Source organism: Mahella sp. (genome assembly GCF_020054945.1).
Classification (GTDB): Bacteria; Bacillota; Clostridia; order Mahellales; family Mahellaceae; genus Mahella.
In genome coordinates this window covers 16,440-33,643 of sequence record NZ_JAIHAU010000022.1, presented here as the reverse complement: position 1 = coordinate 33,643, position 17,204 = coordinate 16,440, and the positions used below count along the sequence as shown (strand labels likewise).

At 43.9% G+C, this 17,204-nt stretch carries 13 protein-coding genes; 12 read left to right on the top strand and 1 reads right to left on the bottom strand.

Annotation, left to right across the window (positions count from 1 at the left end; translation table 11 throughout):
• Positions 1-186 precede the first annotated feature (186 nt).
• The 9 genes from JG770_RS05980 (at position 187) to JG770_RS05940 (ending at position 8,639) form a co-directional block, all read left to right on the top strand.
• Complete coding sequence (locus JG770_RS05980; RefSeq protein ID WP_291956481.1) at positions 187-996, top strand: aldo/keto reductase; 810 nt, start codon at positions 187-189, stop codon at positions 994-996.
• A 74-nt stretch (positions 997-1,070) separates the two neighbouring features.
• Positions 1,071-1,526 carry a VOC family protein gene (locus tag JG770_RS05975; RefSeq protein ID WP_291956478.1) on the top strand — a complete coding sequence of 152 codons (456 nt, stop codon included), beginning with the start codon at positions 1,071-1,073 and terminating at the stop codon, positions 1,524-1,526.
• A 223-nt stretch (positions 1,527-1,749) separates the two neighbouring features.
• Positions 1,750-3,048, top strand: coding sequence for an ABC transporter substrate-binding protein (locus JG770_RS05970; RefSeq protein WP_291956475.1), 1,299 nt, complete (start codon positions 1,750-1,752; stop codon positions 3,046-3,048).
• A gap of 70 nt (positions 3,049-3,118) precedes the next feature.
• Positions 3,119-4,033 carry a sugar ABC transporter permease gene (locus JG770_RS05965; protein ID WP_291956473.1) on the top strand — a complete coding sequence of 305 codons (915 nt, stop codon included), beginning with the start codon at positions 3,119-3,121 and terminating at the stop codon, positions 4,031-4,033.
• A complete protein-coding gene (locus JG770_RS05960) occupies positions 4,030-4,887 on the top strand; it encodes a carbohydrate ABC transporter permease (protein WP_291956470.1) in 858 nt (285 codons plus the stop codon). The genes JG770_RS05965 and JG770_RS05960 overlap by 4 nt, the downstream gene beginning before the upstream one ends.
• A gap of 13 nt (positions 4,888-4,900) precedes the next feature.
• The gene (locus JG770_RS05955) at positions 4,901-5,593 is read left to right on the top strand and encodes an aspartate/glutamate racemase family protein (RefSeq protein ID WP_291956467.1); all 693 of its coding nucleotides are present in this window, start codon (positions 4,901-4,903) and stop codon (positions 5,591-5,593) included.
• An 8-nt stretch (positions 5,594-5,601) separates the two neighbouring features.
• The gene (locus JG770_RS05950; protein WP_291956484.1) at positions 5,602-6,528 is read left to right on the top strand and encodes a class II fructose-bisphosphate aldolase; all 927 of its coding nucleotides are present in this window, start codon (positions 5,602-5,604) and stop codon (positions 6,526-6,528) included.
• On the top strand, positions 6,525-7,805 hold the full coding sequence (locus tag JG770_RS05945) for a four-carbon acid sugar kinase family protein (protein ID WP_291956465.1): 1,281 nt from the start codon (positions 6,525-6,527) through the stop codon (positions 7,803-7,805). Before JG770_RS05950 ends, JG770_RS05945 begins: the two co-directional genes overlap by 4 nt.
• Positions 7,806-7,826: 21 nt before the next feature.
• Positions 7,827-8,639, top strand: a complete 813-nt coding sequence (locus JG770_RS05940; protein ID WP_291956463.1) for a DeoR/GlpR family DNA-binding transcription regulator — start codon at positions 7,827-7,829, stop codon at positions 8,637-8,639.
• A gap of 9 nt (positions 8,640-8,648) precedes the next feature.
• Here JG770_RS05940 and JG770_RS05935 read toward each other — a convergent pair whose 3' ends face one another.
• Positions 8,649-10,784, bottom strand: a complete 2,136-nt coding sequence (locus JG770_RS05935; protein ID WP_291956462.1) for a glycoside hydrolase family 3 C-terminal domain-containing protein — start codon at positions 10,782-10,784, stop codon at positions 8,649-8,651.
• Between the two features lie 261 nt (positions 10,785-11,045).
• Between JG770_RS05935 and JG770_RS05930 the strand changes: the two genes are divergently transcribed.
• The 3 genes from JG770_RS05930 to JG770_RS05920 all read left to right on the top strand — a co-directional run bounded on the left by JG770_RS05930 (position 11,046) and on the right by JG770_RS05920 (position 17,185).
• Positions 11,046-13,217, top strand: coding sequence for a GH92 family glycosyl hydrolase (locus JG770_RS05930; RefSeq protein ID WP_291956461.1), 2,172 nt, complete (start codon positions 11,046-11,048; stop codon positions 13,215-13,217).
• A 98-nt stretch (positions 13,218-13,315) separates the two neighbouring features.
• Positions 13,316-14,530, top strand: a complete 1,215-nt coding sequence (locus JG770_RS05925; RefSeq protein WP_291956458.1) for an amidohydrolase family protein — start codon at positions 13,316-13,318, stop codon at positions 14,528-14,530.
• Positions 14,531-14,644: 114 nt separating this feature from the next.
• Complete coding sequence (locus tag JG770_RS05920) at positions 14,645-17,185, top strand: glycoside hydrolase family 2 TIM barrel-domain containing protein (protein WP_291956455.1); 2,541 nt, start codon at positions 14,645-14,647, stop codon at positions 17,183-17,185.
• The last annotated feature ends 19 nt before the right edge of the window (positions 17,186-17,204 follow it).

Genomic DNA, 17,204 nt, shown 5'->3' with positions numbered 1-17,204 from the left:
CGAGTCATTTCTCGTTGCGTCATATTGAATATCTCCTTCCTCATACATGACATTATATCAAAATACTTTCAATATGACATTATCATAAAATTATAATATAACAAAACAGGGCACTTGTTCTATCTAGGATTTTGTGCTAAAATAAACACATAAATATACATGAATATTACATAGGGGGGACTAAGGATGAAGGACAACATAAAAGAATGTACCGTATTGAATAACGGTGTGAATATGCCATGGATTGGTTTAGGGGTATGGCAGATGACCGACGAAGAGGCCACATCGTCCATAAAGATAGCCACAAAGATTGGCTACCGGAGTATAGACACGGCCGCTATTTACGGCAACGAAAGCGGTGTGGGTCGGGGGATAAAGGAATGCGGCATACCTAGGGAAGAGCTTTTCATAACCACAAAGCTGTGGAATGAAGACCAAGCGAAGGGTTATGACGCGATAATGGACGGCTTTGAGCAAAGCCTACAGAGATTGCAGCTCGAATATGTGGATCTGTATTTGATACATTGGCCGGTTGGCGATAAATACATAGCTGCGTGGAGAGCCATGGTCGATATCTATAAATCCGGTAGAGCTCGCGCTATCGGGGTCAGCAATTTTGATGTCAACCATTTGGAGGATATAATAAAAGACAGCGGTGTAGTTCCGGCCGTCGATCAGGTGGAATATCATCCTCTTAATACAAGGCCGGAATTATATGATTATTGCAAATCCCATAATATACAGATCGAAGCCTATAGCCCATTAATGCGAGGCAATGTCAATAGCGTACCGCTGTTGAAGGAATTAGCACAAAAGTACGGCAAGACGCCCGCCCAAATAGTGTTGAGATGGGATATTCAAAAAGATGTCGTTGCCATACCCAAGGCTACTCATGAGAAACATATAAAAGAGAATGCCGATATCTTTGATTTCGAAATATCCCAAGAGGATATGGAAAGGATAAGCGGCTTGAATCAAGACAAGCGGTTCTTATAATCAACGCAAATATCAGGTAGGGTGCAATCAACGTGGCATTCTGCCTGATTCAATAAATTGAGAGGAGTTTTTGCATGGATGATGGAATTTTGGGGACGACTGCTGTCGCACAGATAGGAATTATTGTTAACGATATAGAACGAACAGCAAAGAAATTTGCAGACTTTTTTGGTATGGAAGTACCGAAGATAACTTTAACCGATACATATGACAAGACATTGGCGCAATACAAAGGCCAACCTACCGAGGCCCGTTCTAAACTGGCATTCTTGCACATGTCCAATAGCATTGATATCGAGCTCATAGAGCCGGACGACCAGCCGTCTACATGGCGAGAATTCCTAAATACTCATGGAGAAGGCATACACCATATAGCTTTTGTTATAAAAGATATGCAAGGGAGGGTGAATAAGCTTGCGGAGATCGGTATGCCGCTGGTACAAAAGGGGGAGTATACCGGTGGTCGTTATGCTTATATAGACAGCACGGCAGATCTGAAGGTTATGATCGAACTTCTTGAGAACGATTGATAAGCGCCTAAATGCGGAAGAAGGATTTCTTCCGCATTTTTATTAAATACGCCATAATCACAAATATAATTGAATGATTGTGTGGAGTTAAATTATAAAAATCAATGATATTCAAAGCAATACCTCGATAAATGAAGATTGACGAGCAATACCGGCATTTAATCAACCCTAATGGCCTTTATTCCTCCTTGAACTATTATTGGTGCTATTGCTGAGCCTTAGCATGATTTTAGCAGGTTGTTCAAATTCTGAACAATCGGAGCAACCGACACCGCCTGCTGATCAAGGGCAGGATGACGGAGAACAAGCTGCTGATACGCCTAAGGAGAAGGTTGAGCTTGATTTCTGGTCGTTTTGGGGATCGGTAACGCGGCGTCCTATCATTGAGAAAATAGTCAGCGATTTTAACGGATCTCAAGACAGCATTGAGGTAAAGTATACGTTTGTGCCATGGGGCGATATCTGGACAAAAAATCTGGCTGCTATAGCCGCCGGCAATCCGCCCGATGCGATAATAAACGATATCAATACCGTAGCGCATAGGGCCAATCAAAAGCAGAACACCAATCTAGCCCCGTATCTGGCCAAGGAAAGCGAAAATATACAAGACCGATTTTTCCCGCAACTTTGGGAGGCAGTGCTATTCAACGGCGAAGCTTACGGACTCCCGTTCAATACTGACACACGGCTTCTTTTCTGGAATAAGGAACATTTTGCCGAGGTAGGCCTGGATCCGGAAAGCCCGCCGCAGACTTGGGCTGAACTGGAGGAATACGCCAAGAAACTGGACAAGGTAGAAAATGGCAAATATACGCGCATAGGTTTCTATCCTTTATGGGGGGTAGGCGCTGACATATGGATGCTCAATAGCGACGGCAAAAATTTCATAGATAAAGATGGCAACGTTTACGTCAACACCCCTGAAAAGATTCAAGCGTTGGAATGGATAGTCAATTGGAGAAACCGTTTGGGCGAAAAGACGGTAAACGCATTTCAGGCTGAATTCGGCAGCCAGCAGGCTGATCCGTTTATAGCAGGCAAAGTGTCTATGATGGTCCAGAACATGAACTTCTATACCCAATTAAGGGATTACGGCAAAAACGTAAAGTATGGTGTGACTCTTATACCCGAGAGAGAAGAAGGGACTGGTCACTGGAGCTGGGGCGGAGGCTTTGCGGTTGAAATACCGTATGGCGCCAAGCATCCCGAAGAGTCGTATCAGTTTATCAAATACCTTACCGATGTGGATGCTCAAAGCTATTGGGCCATATGGGGTCTGGATATGGTGGCCAATGAAAATGCAGCCGATCACCCGGACCTTCAGAACATAGACGTATATAAAGTGGCAGTGGAGGCCATGGATAAAACATTGATAACGCCTACGCCTATTTTCGCTCCGGATTTCGTCAGCCTGTTGAATCCGCAAATTGATGCTGCTGTTTTAGGCAAGGCCAGCGTTCAAGACGCATTGAGCAAGGCGCAGAGTGATATCGAGAATCTAGTAAAGAGCAATAAAAAGTAGCTTGTGCAAAAAAGAAAAAGTGGAGTGGTCGTCGCCGCTCCACTTTTTGATAAAGGAGGATTGAACCATATTGAATAGAAAAACGTCGAGCATAAGGCAGAGGGAAGAGGTTCAGGGCTATATATTTATATTGCCCTGGCTTATAGGGTTTGTTGTTTTTGTGCTCGGTCCGCTGTTGTTTTCACTGTACGGCAGTTTTACAAATTATAACGTTACATCCCGTATGGATTTTATAGGGCTTGACAACTATAAAAGGATGTTCACCGGGGATCCTTTGTTTTGGATCTCGCTTTATAATACGTTTTATTATGTGATATTTATGGTGCCGCTTACCACTGCGGGTTCTATATTGATGGCGGTTTTGCTGAACCAGCGAATGCCGGGTACCAGGGTATATAGGACGATATACTACATGCCGTCAGTTTTGTCCGGCGTGGCTGTATATATGCTGTGGATGCAGATTTTAAGTCCGGAAACGGGTTTGCTCAACACGCTGTTAAGATTGATAGGTATAGAAGGGCCGGCGTGGCTCTTTGACCCTGCCTGGACCAAGCCTGCAATTATAATTATGAAGATGTGGAGCGTAGGCGGTGGTATGCTGCTCTACCTTGCCAGCATGCAGGGCATACCGACACAACTGTATGAATCGGCCGATTTGGATGGGGCTAATGCGTGGCATAAGTTCCGTTATATTACATTACCCATGATCACGCCGGTGATCTTTTTTGACTTGGTAACCAGCCTTATAGGCGGATTTCAAATATTCCAAGAGGGCTATGTCATGTCTCAGAGCGGCGATGGCGGGCCGATGAATTCGCTCCTGTTCTATAACCTTCATATGTGGAATAAGGCCTTCGAGGTGTTCGATATGGGCTATGCTATGGCTATGGCGTGGATACTGTTCGTAATAGTTATGATATTTACAGCCTTAAACCTGAAATATTCTAGAAACTGGGTCTATTATGAAGGGGGCGACAATAGATGAACGATAGATATTATGTCAGCCGTCATGTGCAGCAGCGCAGAACTAAAATTATTGTTAGCGTGATATTGCTGGCCGGCAGTATAATACTATTGCTGCCGCTGTGGTGGATGATTTCGACGTCATTGAAGTCGATGGACGAGATTATGCAGTATCCGCCGACCTTCTACCCGCATGAGGTGCATTGGGAGAATTATATAGAAGCGTGGCATACAGCCCCTTTTACAAGGTACGCGCTTAACACTTTGCTTATATGCGCTTTTAGCGTGACGGGCAGCGTACTGTCTAATTCTTTTGTCGGATACGGTTTTGCTAAAATCCATTTCAGAGGAAGGGAAACCTTTATGAGCGTGGTATTGGCTACCATGATAATACCCGGGTTTGTAACGCTGATACCGCAATATGTTTTGTTTTCAAAGCTTGGATGGATTAATACCTATCTGCCTTTAATAGTACCGCCGTTTTTTGGCAGCGCCTTCTTTATATTCATGTTTCGGCAGTTTTATATGACCATACCGAATGAACTGGTGGAGGCTGCTAAGATTGATGGAGCCAATCATTTTTATATATGGTTTTGGCTTATGTTGCCCATGGTAAAACCGGTTTTGGCCACGGTGGCTATTTTCTCATTTAATGGGGCATGGAACGATTTGATAGGGCCCTTGCTTTATTTGAACGATGAGATAAAGTATACGCTGCAGATAGGCCTACAGAATTTCCGTGGGCTGGTACAAACACAATGGCATTATCTGATGGCTGCCTCGACGTTGGTGCTGTTGCCGGTCCTTACTATATTTTTTGTGTTCCAACGCTATTTTATAGAAGGAATGAATTTGACAGCAGGTATGAAGAGCTAAAGGAGGTAATTTTGTGATTAATAAGAAACTGGCCATTATTCATACGTCCTTTGCCACTGTGGAGCCATTGACTGCTTTGGCGAAAGATACAATAACGGGCTGTGAAGTAGTTAATTTTATGGATGATTCTATATTGCCTCAATTGATGAAAAACGGCGGCGATCTGAGCGCGGTGGAGAGCCGTTGGCTGCAGTATGTTGTTTTTGCCGAGGATGTGGGTGCGGATTGTGTACTCAATGCCTGCTCGTCGGTAGGTGAGCTTACCGAAAAAGCTCTCCGAATGGTATCGATACCGGTAATCAGAATCGATGAAGCTATGGCCGAGAAAGCTGTTGGCATAGCGCGGCGCATAGGGGTGGCGGCTACGCTGCCCACTACGCTGAGGCCGACTTTGGCATTATTGGAAGAGAAGTCGCGAGAGACGGGCAAGGATATAGAATTGCAATCCGCCTTGGCCGATGGTGCGTATGAGCAGCTCATGGCAGGGCACAAAGATGTGCATGATGCCATATTAATAAAGATGCTAAAGGAACTGGCTGATAAAGTCGATATAGTGGTTTTAGCGCAGGCGTCTATGGCACGCGTTATACCGTCATTGCCCATAGAAATTCAGGGTAAATTTTTATCCAGTCCCGCATTGGCTATGCAACGAGTTAAAGCTGTACTTGATATTCAAAGCCTAAAGACGGAGGAAAATTGTAATTGAATACGAGGATGAATTTGTCAAATGTTTTTGCGTTGAAAGAAATATTGAAATATACTTCGCGGGAAGGTTATGCCGTAGGGGCATTTTCCGCAAGATATACTACTATGATCCGCTCCATTTTAAGGGCGGGCCAAAAGTGTGCCTCGCCTGTGATAATTCAGATATCTCAAAAGGAGATAAATAAATATCAAGTGGCTATCGACAAATTTTCGCATGAGTTTTATACTGCTATAATAGAAGAGGGCATCGGCATACCCATAGCATTGCACTTGGATCATACCAAGGATTTTGCTATCATAGAGAGAGCTATTGAAGCGGATTTTACATCGGTTATGATAGATGCATCGGATAAGCCGTTGGAAGAGAATATCGCTGTAACGCGCGAAGTCGTAAAATATGCGCATGATAGGAGCGTATCTGTCGAAGCCGAGCTGGGCAGGATATCCACTACTGATTTCATTGAAACTGACAGTGATGGGCAACTATATACCGACCCGCGAGAGGCTAAAATTTTTATAGAAGAAACCGGAGCGGATGCACTGGCCGTATCGGTAGGTACCGCTCACGGCCCTTATGAGGGTAAGCAGCCGAATATAGACTACCAAAGGTTGCAAGCTATAAGGGCGGCGGTCAAGGTGCCGCTGGTACTGCATGGTGCATCGGGTGTGCCGGCTGATATGATCATGAGGGCCATACATCTCGATGGCGGGGGGGTATCCAAGGTCAATATAGCCACCGACTTGGAAGCGGCATTATTGAAGAGCTTAGGGTATGATACATCGCTCACTGATGCGCGGTTGTCGGCATTGGATAATGAGATGTTAAACAAGGCCGCAGAGGCTGTGGAGGAAACAGTGATACAGAAGATAGAACAATTTTTGGGCAGTCAGGGCCATGCCGCGGATTTTAACTGTATACGGGGTGATCGGGAATGATCGGTGTAGTGGCCGATGATATAACAGGTGCCAACGATATAGGTATAATGTTTGCTAAAAGCGGTTATCTGGTATACGTGTACCGCTACGATGCTTTTCGTATATCGGATATAAAAAGCCTTCCCGATGTTCTTATATTGAATACGGATTCTCGCCTCGATGATGCGGATGTGGCTTATCAAAAGGTCTTTTATGCCACTGGGCTGCTTAAAGATATGAACTGCGATCATTTTTTCAAAAAGACGTGTTCGGTTTTCCGCGGTAATGTGGGGGCGGAATTCGATGCTATGTCGGATGCGTTGGGCATGGATTTTGGCATAATAGTTCTCGGATTTCCTAAAAACGGTAGGATAACCAAGGATGGAATACATTACGTTCATGGCAAACGCCTTGAGGAATCGGAATTCAGAAACGATCCTGTGCATCCTATGCTGAAATCTAATATAATAGAAATACTGCAGGAACAGACAAGAAGAAATGTTGGTCTTATAAACTATAGGCAGATAGCTGAGGGAGCAGAGGCGTTGAAAAGGTCTATAGACGGTATGAGGCCGAGGTATAATTATTTAATATTCGATGTGTTGAGCCAGCACGATCTGCACGTAATAGCCGAGGCGACCAGCGATGAGGTCATGTTCGGCGGCAGTTCGGCATTGGCGGAAGAGCTGCCGACTTTCTGGGGTCCGGCATGTGCCGACCTTACATCGGCCGAAGTGCCGCGTAAAGAAGGTCTGGGTATACTGTGCGTGGCCGGTAGCCTTATGCCGCAGACGGCCAGACAGGTGAGGTATTTTTGCAACGCGGGTGCCGATTGTTTTGAACTGAACACGATGAGGCTTTTTGATGATGCGGAAAGGCAAGATGAGATTCAGCGATTGGTCTTGGCTGTAAGCGACAGGATAATGAGAGGACGCGACGCTGTCATTTATTCGGGCAACGATAAGGATAAGGTGGCCGCTACAAAAGAAACGGGCATTAATAGAGGCTTATCCTTGACTGAGGTGTCGCGCATGGTGTCCGAGGCGGTAGCCGAAATAGCATCAGACGTTATAGCACGTTCCGGTCAGAACAGGATACTCATAGCGGGAGGTGAAACCTCGGCGGCGGTGTGTGATAAATTGGGTGTAAACGGTCTTATTATACTGGATGAGATACAGCCGGGATTACCTTCATGCATGTCCACGTCACAGCAGCCGATGCTCCTTATACTTAAATCCGGCAGTTTTGGCAGCGATGACTTTTTTTCAAATGCCGTTGAATACCTTAAGAGGCGATAAAATTTGAGGGGATGATTATAGATGCTGGTGGATGAGAGGCGTAAAAAAATAAAGGAGATACTATTGCGGGATAAGAGCGTTAAAGTGTCCGAACTGATTCGTTATTTTAATGTATCTGAAGAGACTATACGCCGCGATTTGAACGAACTCGAAAAAGAAGGGCTTATAAAAAAGAATTACGGAGGGGCTGTACTGGTTGAGGAATTGCAAAATGCCATTATGGCCATACCGCCGGTACAGCAACGAAAGTTTGAATTTTCTAATGAAAAAGATGCCATAGGACGCGATGCAGCAGGCCTGATCGCTGATAAAAATACCGTTATATTAGATGCCGGCTCTACCACATGGTCCGTTAGCAGATATATAAAGGACAGACAAGGCATAACTGTAGTGACCAATAGCGTAGATATAGCCCAAGAATTCGGTAAAGACGATGGAACCGAAGTAATAGTGATAGGCGGCAAGCTTATAAAAAAGTCCATGAGCTTGGTAGGCCCTAAGGCCGAAGCGGAGCTGCACAACTATAACGCTGACATCGTTTTTGTAGGGGTATCGGGCATATCCCTGAGCAAAGGGTTTACTAGTTCGGATATATATGAAGCGGAGGTCAAGCGTGCCATGATATCGGCCGGCCGCAAGAGGGTTGTGGTAGCAGATCACAGCAAATTTGACAGGCAAGGCTTGATAGCCTTTGCAGATTTTAATGATATCGATGTGCTGGTCACCAGCGATTTAACCGATAGAGATGTGTTGAGAGCAATAAGGGAACGCGGCGTAGAGGTTATTGTTTCTAGCGTTATGGAAGAGGCGATAAACCTTCCCATAACGCATTGATAACAGTATTTATATGACTTCAAACGCACTTGTGAGCACATCGCTGCCTGTTAACGATTTGCTGCGTTCATCGGGTTGATGCCCTCCGACTGCAATTATAAATTGGCCGGGCTCTAATATGCGTTTGCCCTCATAATCGAATAAGGCCATGTGCTGCGGTTCTATGGTGAAACTGATGGTTTGCTTTTGCCCCGGTTCGAGAGCTATGCGCCGTATGCCGCACAGTTGGCGTATTGGCACTTCAACCGATGCGTCTACATCGCTTATATAAAGTTGTACTACTTCGTGGCCTGCTAGTTTGCCTGTATTTTCCACATCTACATTTATGTCCAGGTTACTGCCTGCAGGCAATCGCGTGGCGCTTAGCCGCAGGTTGCTGTACTTGAAACTCGTATAACTCAGGCCATAACCGAAGGGATATAAAGGTTCTTTCTCAAAATACCGGTACGTTCTTCCTTTCATGTTGTAATCGGTAAACGGAGGAAGATCATCCAGTGAACGTACAAAGGTTATAGGCAATCTCCCTGCCGGATTGTAATCGCCGAACAGAACATCGGCTATCGCCGTACCGCCTTCTTCACCGGGATACCATGCTTCGATTATAGCCGGTACATGCTCATGTGCCCAATTGACAGCTATTGCGCTGCCGTTCAATAGGACAAGCACTATTGGTTTGCCGGTGTTATATATTGTTTCCAGCAATTGCTCTTGCATGCCGGGAAGATCGATGTGCAATCTGTCGCCACCACCGTCTGAGTCGGCGACGTCGCCTTCCTCACCTTCTATTCTGGGCGACAAGCCAAGGCACATAATGATGATATCAGCCATTTTAGCGATGTTTACCGCTTCATCAAAGCCATCAACAGAGCTACCGGTAACCTCGCATCCTTTAGCATATAATACCTTTGTATCAGGCGATACCTTATTATTTATACCTTCCAATGGCGTTACATATTTGGATGGTGTTCCGAAATAGTTTGCTACAAGTACATCAAGGTCATCGGCATTAGGCCCTATTACGGCGATAGTTTTTAGATTTTTGGATAACGGCAAAATATTTTCTTCGTTTTTTAGCAAAACAATGGATTGCCTGGCGGTTTCCAGAGCTAGTTCCCTATGCTCCGGTGAATCGTTGACATCGTACGGTATGTGCGCGTATCGGACCATTTCCGGCGGATCGAACATACCCAACCGCATGCGCGCTGTGAACAGCTTGATAACAGCCTGATCGATGGTTCCTTCGGATATGAGCCCCTGTTCAACGGCATGACACAGGTACTCGTATGTTTTGCCGCAGTTTAGTTCACAGCCGTTATTCACTGCCAACGCGGCGGATTCGGCAGCGGTTTTGGTGACCTTATGATGCATATGTATGTCGCTGATGGCGCCGCAATCGGATACGACATATCCATCAAAGCCCCACTCATCCCGTAGTATATCTTTAAGCAGTGTCTTGCTGGCGCAGCATGGTTCGCCGTTAGTCCTATTATATGCTCCCATAATTGAAGCGGCTTTGGCTTCCCTTACACATTCTTCAAATGCCGGCAGATAGGTTTCCCTCAGGTCTTTCATACTTACTCTGGCATCGAAAGAATGGCGCTGGCTTTCGGGGCCGCTATGTACGGCATAATGTTTCGGTGTAGCCGCTACCTTAAGATATTTTGGGTCATCGCCCTGCAAGCCCTTTACAAACGCCACTCCCATGCGGCCGGTCAGATATGGGTCCTCACCGTAGGTTTCATGGCCTCTGCCCCATCTCGGATCGCGGAATATATTTATGTTAGGACTCCAGAAGGTCAGCCCTTTATATATACCTCTGTCGCCATTCCGCACAGCCTCGTGATGCTTGGCCCTGGCCTCATCGGATATAGCCTCGGCTACTTTGTATATTAATTCAGCATTAAAAGTAGCAGCCATCGCTATAGCTTGAGGGAATACCGTAGCTATGCCGGCTCTGGCCACGCCGTGCAAACACTCGTTCCACCAATTATATGCCGATATATCCAATCTTGGTATAGCCGGTGCGTCATATATCATTTGAGATATTTTTTCGGGCAACGTCATTCTGGATACGAGATCCTTTGCCCGGTCCTCAAATGATAAGGAAACGTCTTTATAAGCGGGTGGGTTTTTTTCGTGGTTCATAATGATGTTCCTCCTGATAATATTGTTTATACCTATTATATCATCACTGGGTGGGAAGGCATAGTTGGGGCAAAATATTCTTGTCAACGGCCGTGGCATTGTGATATACTCTCGTTGAGCGGTTCATCCTCATTCTGTTTTATCATAGGTATATTTATATAGTTGCAGAGGCAGGAACCACTACTCCGGATTTCACGCAATTTGGATATCTTTGTGAAAAAATTCTTACATCTTAATAAAATGAGTAAAGGAGTGTATATAATGGGAATCGGGATCAATAAGGATCCTATTGATTACGTTAATCCGTATATCGGATCTATAGGCCATTTACTTACTGCTACATCTCCCACCGTAATGCTTCCGCATGGCATGGTTCAAGCCTCCCCTGTCTTTACACCGGGGGTAGCGGATGTATACTTGGCTGATAAAATATACGGATTTCCTGTGGGCGCATGTACAATTATGCCTACAGTAAATTGCCAAGATATCAAACCTTCCAAATGCGCATCGTCATTTGATCACGACTTTGAAACAGGGACTCCCTATTATTATACTGTTTTGCTGGAAGATTATGATGTCGTTGTCGAGTACACTGTTACACATCATGCTATATATTATCGTTTTACTTTTCCCACCTCAATAAATTCTAACATACTTATCAATGCATTGGACATGGGAGAAATTGAGGTAATAGATTCTAGAATAGTAAAAGGATATGGGATATTAAACGGTATGAAGCGCTATATTTATATGGAGTTTTCCAGGCCATTTGAAAAATATAGCATCCGTAAAGAAGAAAGAGAAGAAATTGTTGAGCAAAAAACCTTTAAGTTAGAAGCAGAAAAAGCAGGATTTGCTGCGAATTATCAAATATCGGATAGAGAATGCATCGAAGTAAAAATAGGTTTGTCCTATATAGATGTGCAGCAAGCATGTCAAAATCTTAAAGCTGAGATACCCGATTGGGATTTTGAGAGCATTAAAAGTCAAGCCAGAGAGATATGGAATAAAGCATTAAACGCCATAGAAGTTAAGGGTGGAAACGAAAAACAGCGTACTATATTTTATACCGCGCTTTACAGGGCTATGACTCGTATGGTGAATGTGACCGAATACGGCAGATATTACAGCAATTACGATAAAAAAATTCATAACAGTGAAGGTTACGATTTTTACGTGAATGATGGCATATGGGATACCTATCGCTGCATGCATCCTTTGCAGTTGCTTATTGATCCCAAAAGACAGATAGATATGATACAATCATACCTTCGTATATACGAAAGCACAGGATGGTTGCCGACGTTTCCGCAGCTGGAAGGAGATTCTAATGCAATGGTCGGCAATCACGGAGCGGCTTTTATAGCAGATACATATATGAAGGGCTATAGAAATTTTGATGCAGAAAAAGCTTATGAAGCCATGAAAAAGAATGCTATGGAATGCACAAAATTACCATGGAGAAAGGGCCCGCTTACAAAACTCGATGAGGTATACCTTGAAAAAGGCTTTTTCCCGTCGTTGGCCAAAGGAGAAAAAGAGACAGTAGAAGATGTCCATCCTTTTGAGAGACGTCAGGCTGTGTCTGTCACACTGGAGTGGTCTTATGACGATTGGTGCGTCGCTCAAATGGCAAAGGTATTGAATAAAGAAGAAGATTATAAGTATTTTACAAAACGTGGGCAAAATTACAAAAACTTGTATGATGAACGGATAGGATTTATGGCTCCAAAGGATGCCGATGGTCAGTGGGTCGAGGATTTTGATCCTAAATTAGGTGGAGGTTTAGGAGGAAGGGATTATACTACAGAATGTAATTCGTGGATATATACATTTCACGTACAACACGATATCGATGGCCTCATTGACCTCATGGGCGGTAAAGAAAAATTTGCCGAGCGATTGGATGCTTTATTTACAGAACAATATGGTAAACCTAAATATAGGTTTCTTGGGCAATTTCCGGACTCTACAGGTTTGATTGGCCAATATGCCCAGGGGAATGAGCCGAGTTTTCACATCCCTTATCTGTACAATTATGCGGGGCAGCCATGGAAAACACAGCGTCTTGCAAGGGAGATAATGGATATATGGTATGGTGATGGCCCACTGGGTATATGCGGTGATGAAGATGGCGGTGCTATGTCGTCATGGTTTGTATTTTCTGCAATGGGTTTTTATCCGGTGTGTCCTGGCAAGCCTGTTTACGATATCGGAAGTCCGATATTCGAAGAAATAAAAATTCACATGGATGATGGTAAAGTCTTTACAATAAAGGCTATTAATGTTTCCAATAAAAACAAATATATCCAGTCTGCCGAGTTAAACAACAAGCCATTGAATAAGCCATGGTTTACTCATGAAGACATTGTTGATGGCGGTACATTGGTACTAAATATGGGGGATAGGCCTAACAAATCATGGGGCAGATGATTTTCTGCCCCGTGGATTCTTCCAAGTACTTTCTGTGAAAGAGGAAATGGGAGATAGATTGAATATTTTCAATAAATTAGAGCATTTTGGGAGTTATTATGGAGGAAATTCGTGATTATATAAAAAATTTAAGTATAATAGACGCCCATGAGCATCTGGTGTATCCCGATAGAAGAAAACGGGAAAAGACCGACTTTTTCGGTTTATTGCATTATTTCGAGTCCGATATGGTGTCATCCGGTTTAGATGTATTGATTAGCGATAATACAGTGCCTAAAAGCGAAAAATATGATATTTTCCTGCGATACTTTGAGAATACGTCGAATACAACCTATGCCAAACTGATACCATTATTTGCAAAAGAACTATACGGCATAGATAAAATAGATAGAAATACCCTCCCCGAATTGGATAGAATGGTTGAAGAACGTTCACAGCATGACGGCTGGTATAAAGAAGTGCTTGTGGAAAGGGCCAACATCGAAAAGGCTATTGTTGTAGATGACGGAAGCTTTGATTACCCCGATTTTCTTAAACCGATGGTGTATTTAGACTTTTTAATGAGGGCTGATCATATAAAACTGGTTAATCGGAGGCGTGCTGAACATGGCAAGAAAGAATACGGATTTTCCGATTATGTCGAGTATGTGGATGATTATTGCCAGAAATGCATAGATCATGGGATTGTGGCGGCAAAATTCGGCATACCGTACTGGCGTGATCTAAATTTGCACGATTATATTTTTGAGGAAGCTAAAAGGGAGTTTGATACTTGCTCCGGCCGCATGTTTAATTTTGAGAATTATATATTTAATCATATAATAAATATAATGGAACGACACGACATTCCTATACAAATTCATACCGGCCATGTGGAGCCTTCTGCTTGCGCGGGGCCTTACAGCGTTGCGGACGGCAGGGTTTCTGACATTATCCCTGTGCTTTCTGCACATAAGGATGCTACCTTTGTGCTTCTGCACGGCGGATTTCCTTATCAGGAGGAGTATTTCTCTATAGTCAAAAATATACCGAATGCGATAGCGGATTTTTCATGGATTTATATAATAAGCCCGTCAAAAGCCGCTAGAATGCTATCGGATGCAATAGAGATGATACCTAGAAATAAAATAATAGGTTTCGGCGGGGATTTTATGCATGTGGAAAATACATTTGCTCATGTTATTGTGGCAAGAGAGACTGTGTCGCATGTGCTGGCAGAAAAAATTAAAGACGGTTATTTCGATATAGATGAAGCGAAGAGGTTCGCAGATATGATATTCAAAGAAAATCCTAAACGGATATATAATATATGATATAGAAAGCGGTTGCTTAAACTGGATACATTATGCAAAGATGGCACTCGCAAGTTTCAATGGATACAATAGGTCAATGTTTTCAAATACGATAATAGGAGGTTGTTAGTTGACATGAGCAAAAACATCTTACTAAACGGTGATAAATGGCGAGTTACGGGATTTTGGAAGAATCAGTGGCGACAGATAAGATCTATGGAGACCGGCGTCAAGATAAAAGGTTGTGTACCTACGGTAGAAGCCAGCGTACCGGGAGCCGTCCAACTCGATCTTATAAAAGCCGGATTACTGAAGGACCCCAATTATGGTTTGGATAGCGACCTCGATGAATGGGTCAACAATAGAGAATGGTTTATTGACAGAGAATTCGTCATTCCGCCGGATAAGCAGGGGGAAAGGTATGTTTTGTGCTTTGATGGATTGGATTATCATGGTGAGGTATATCTGAACGGCATCCCGCTCGGGAAGTTTTCCGGCATGTTCATCCCACATGAATTTGATATAACGGCTATCGTGAAAAAAGATGAAATCAACTTTTTGAGGGTTGTATTTTATATCACTCCTGAAGTGGATGGCCAGATAGGATATTCTGACAGGATAAAAATATTGAAATCGCGCTTTAACTACCAGTGGGACTGGTGTCCTCGTATAGTTCCCGTAGGCATATGGGAGGATGTTTACATAAAGGTATATGATTATGCCCGTATAACGGATTTTTTCCCTGAAACATCGGTAGACGATGATTTAAAAAAAGGCGTGGTAAATGCGCACGTGGAGGTGGATGCAGATGTTTCGGGGGTATATGCGTTCACCTATAAAGTCTTATTTGACGGGGAATTGATATGCGAAAAAGAATTTCATAATAGTTTATTAGCGGCAAAAGGACAAAGAGTGGAGCATCGAATAGAGCTGGATGATATAAAATTATGGTGGCCTAATAACTTCGGACAGCAGCAGCTTTACGATATCGAGCTCATTGTCCGCAATGAAAGAGGCGTCATATGTGACGATGCTTTAAAAAGGGTGGGTTTTAGGCGCGTAGAGTTCGTGCACAATCCAGGTTCGCCGGAAAGCGCTCTGCCATACACACTTTTGCTCAACGGGAAACGCATATTTTTGCGAGGTGTGGACTGGGTGCCTATATCGCCATTTTATGGAGCGGTAAGCGAGGAAGATTATAAAAATTATTTGCGGCGTTTTAAGGACATGAACTGCAATATACTGAGAGTATGGGGTGGAGCTGTCCTCGAGAAAGAGGCATTTTATAATATTTGCGACGAAATGGGCATAATGGTATGGCAGGAGTTCCCGCAATCGTCCAGCGGGCTCAATAATACGCCTCCGGATGATCCGGATTTTCTGGAGAAATTAAAAGAGGCAGCCGCTACTTTTATAAGACGCAGAAGGCATCATGCCAGCCATATAATATGGTGCGGCGGCAACGAGCTCACGTGGGAGAACAATGTACCTGTAAATGAAAATCACATAAACATAAAGATGCTTAAAGAATTGGTAAACAAGATGGATCCGGGCAAATACTTTTTGCCCACCAGCCCATCGGGGCCTACTTTTGCAGCCAGCGAGGAAAATTTCGGCAAGAATGTGCATCATGATATACATGGTCCATGGGAATACATGGGTGAACCGGCTCATTATCGTTTCTTTAACGGGGATGATTCGCTCTTCCGTTCGGAAACCGGCTGTCCTGCTGTTTCAAGGTTGGAGACATTGGAAAAGTACAAGGGTGGATACGAATTGTGGCCGCCCGATGAAACCAATATATTATGGATGCATCGCGGTGCATGGTGGATACAAATAAAACAGTTAACCGAGCTTTTCGGAGAATGGACCAAGGAAGAACTCCCAAGATACATAGAGGCCAGCCGCTATATACAAGCCGAGGCATTGAGGTATGCGGTTGAAGCCACCAGGAGAAGGGAGCCTTTTTCCTCCGGTTTCATCATCTGGATGGGCAATGAACCCTATCCGAACAATGCCAATACGTCGATAATAGAATATGATGGCACGCCGAAACCGGCATACTATTGGATAAAAAATGCCTACTCGGGATTCCATGTGTCGTTAAAATATGATAGAATCTGTTATGCGTCCGGCGAGGTATTCAATGGGTATATTTATGTGACATGTGACGGCGATGAAGCCAAAGATCTCAAAGTAAGCGCGCAGATAACCGACATGCATGGCAATCTGCTCTTCGCGGCGGATTGGGATAAAAGAGGGGACGGGCCGGTTATACCTATAGATGAGATTAGCTGGAAGATACAAGGTTGTGAAGGCAATATATTCTTTGTAAAAGCGAAATTATCGGATAATAAATATGGTATAATGGGCGAGAACACATATATTTTCACCGTCGATAGCGAACATCCATTTAAAGCAATAAAGGATATGCCGCCGGCGAATATTACAGCGGTTAAGGCGGATATTGACCGAAATGTGTGGGTTTTAAGGAATGACTCGCCGGTAACCGCGATGGGAGTGTTTTTGTATGGAGAAAATCCATCGGATTTCGTGCGGTTTTCATCAAATTACTTTGTATTGATGCCCGACGAAGAGCGGGAAATAACGGTTACAACCGATAGATGTACTCAAAATGACCCTAAATTCAAAATAAGATGGATTAATGAGAAGTAGAGGTTTTGGAGGTAAATTA

What these genes read in the sequence shown, in the direction of transcription:
- JG770_RS05930 (WP_291956461.1), top strand. Translation starts at nt 11,046, where the DNA reads ATGGGAATCGGGATCAATAAGGATCCTATTGATTACGTTAATCCGTAT.
- JG770_RS05970 (WP_291956475.1), top strand. Translation starts at nt 1,750, where the DNA reads ATGATTTTAGCAGGTTGTTCAAATTCTGAACAATCGGAGCAACCGACA.
- JG770_RS05925 (WP_291956458.1), top strand. Translation starts at nt 13,316, where the DNA reads ATGGAGGAAATTCGTGATTATATAAAAAATTTAAGTATAATAGACGCC.
- JG770_RS05920 (WP_291956455.1), top strand. Translation starts at nt 14,645, where the DNA reads ATGAGCAAAAACATCTTACTAAACGGTGATAAATGGCGAGTTACGGGA.
- JG770_RS05940 (WP_291956463.1), top strand. Translation starts at nt 7,827, where the DNA reads ATGCTGGTGGATGAGAGGCGTAAAAAAATAAAGGAGATACTATTGCGG.
- JG770_RS05935 (WP_291956462.1), bottom strand. Translation starts at nt 10,784, where the DNA reads ATGAACCACGAAAAAAACCCACCCGCTTATAAAGACGTTTCCTTATCA.
- JG770_RS05950 (WP_291956484.1), top strand. Translation starts at nt 5,602, where the DNA reads ATGAATTTGTCAAATGTTTTTGCGTTGAAAGAAATATTGAAATATACT.
- JG770_RS05945 (WP_291956465.1), top strand. Translation starts at nt 6,525, where the DNA reads ATGATCGGTGTAGTGGCCGATGATATAACAGGTGCCAACGATATAGGT.
- JG770_RS05960 (WP_291956470.1), top strand. Translation starts at nt 4,030, where the DNA reads ATGAACGATAGATATTATGTCAGCCGTCATGTGCAGCAGCGCAGAACT.
- JG770_RS05980 (WP_291956481.1), top strand. Translation starts at nt 187, where the DNA reads ATGAAGGACAACATAAAAGAATGTACCGTATTGAATAACGGTGTGAAT.
- JG770_RS05975 (WP_291956478.1), top strand. Translation starts at nt 1,071, where the DNA reads ATGGATGATGGAATTTTGGGGACGACTGCTGTCGCACAGATAGGAATT.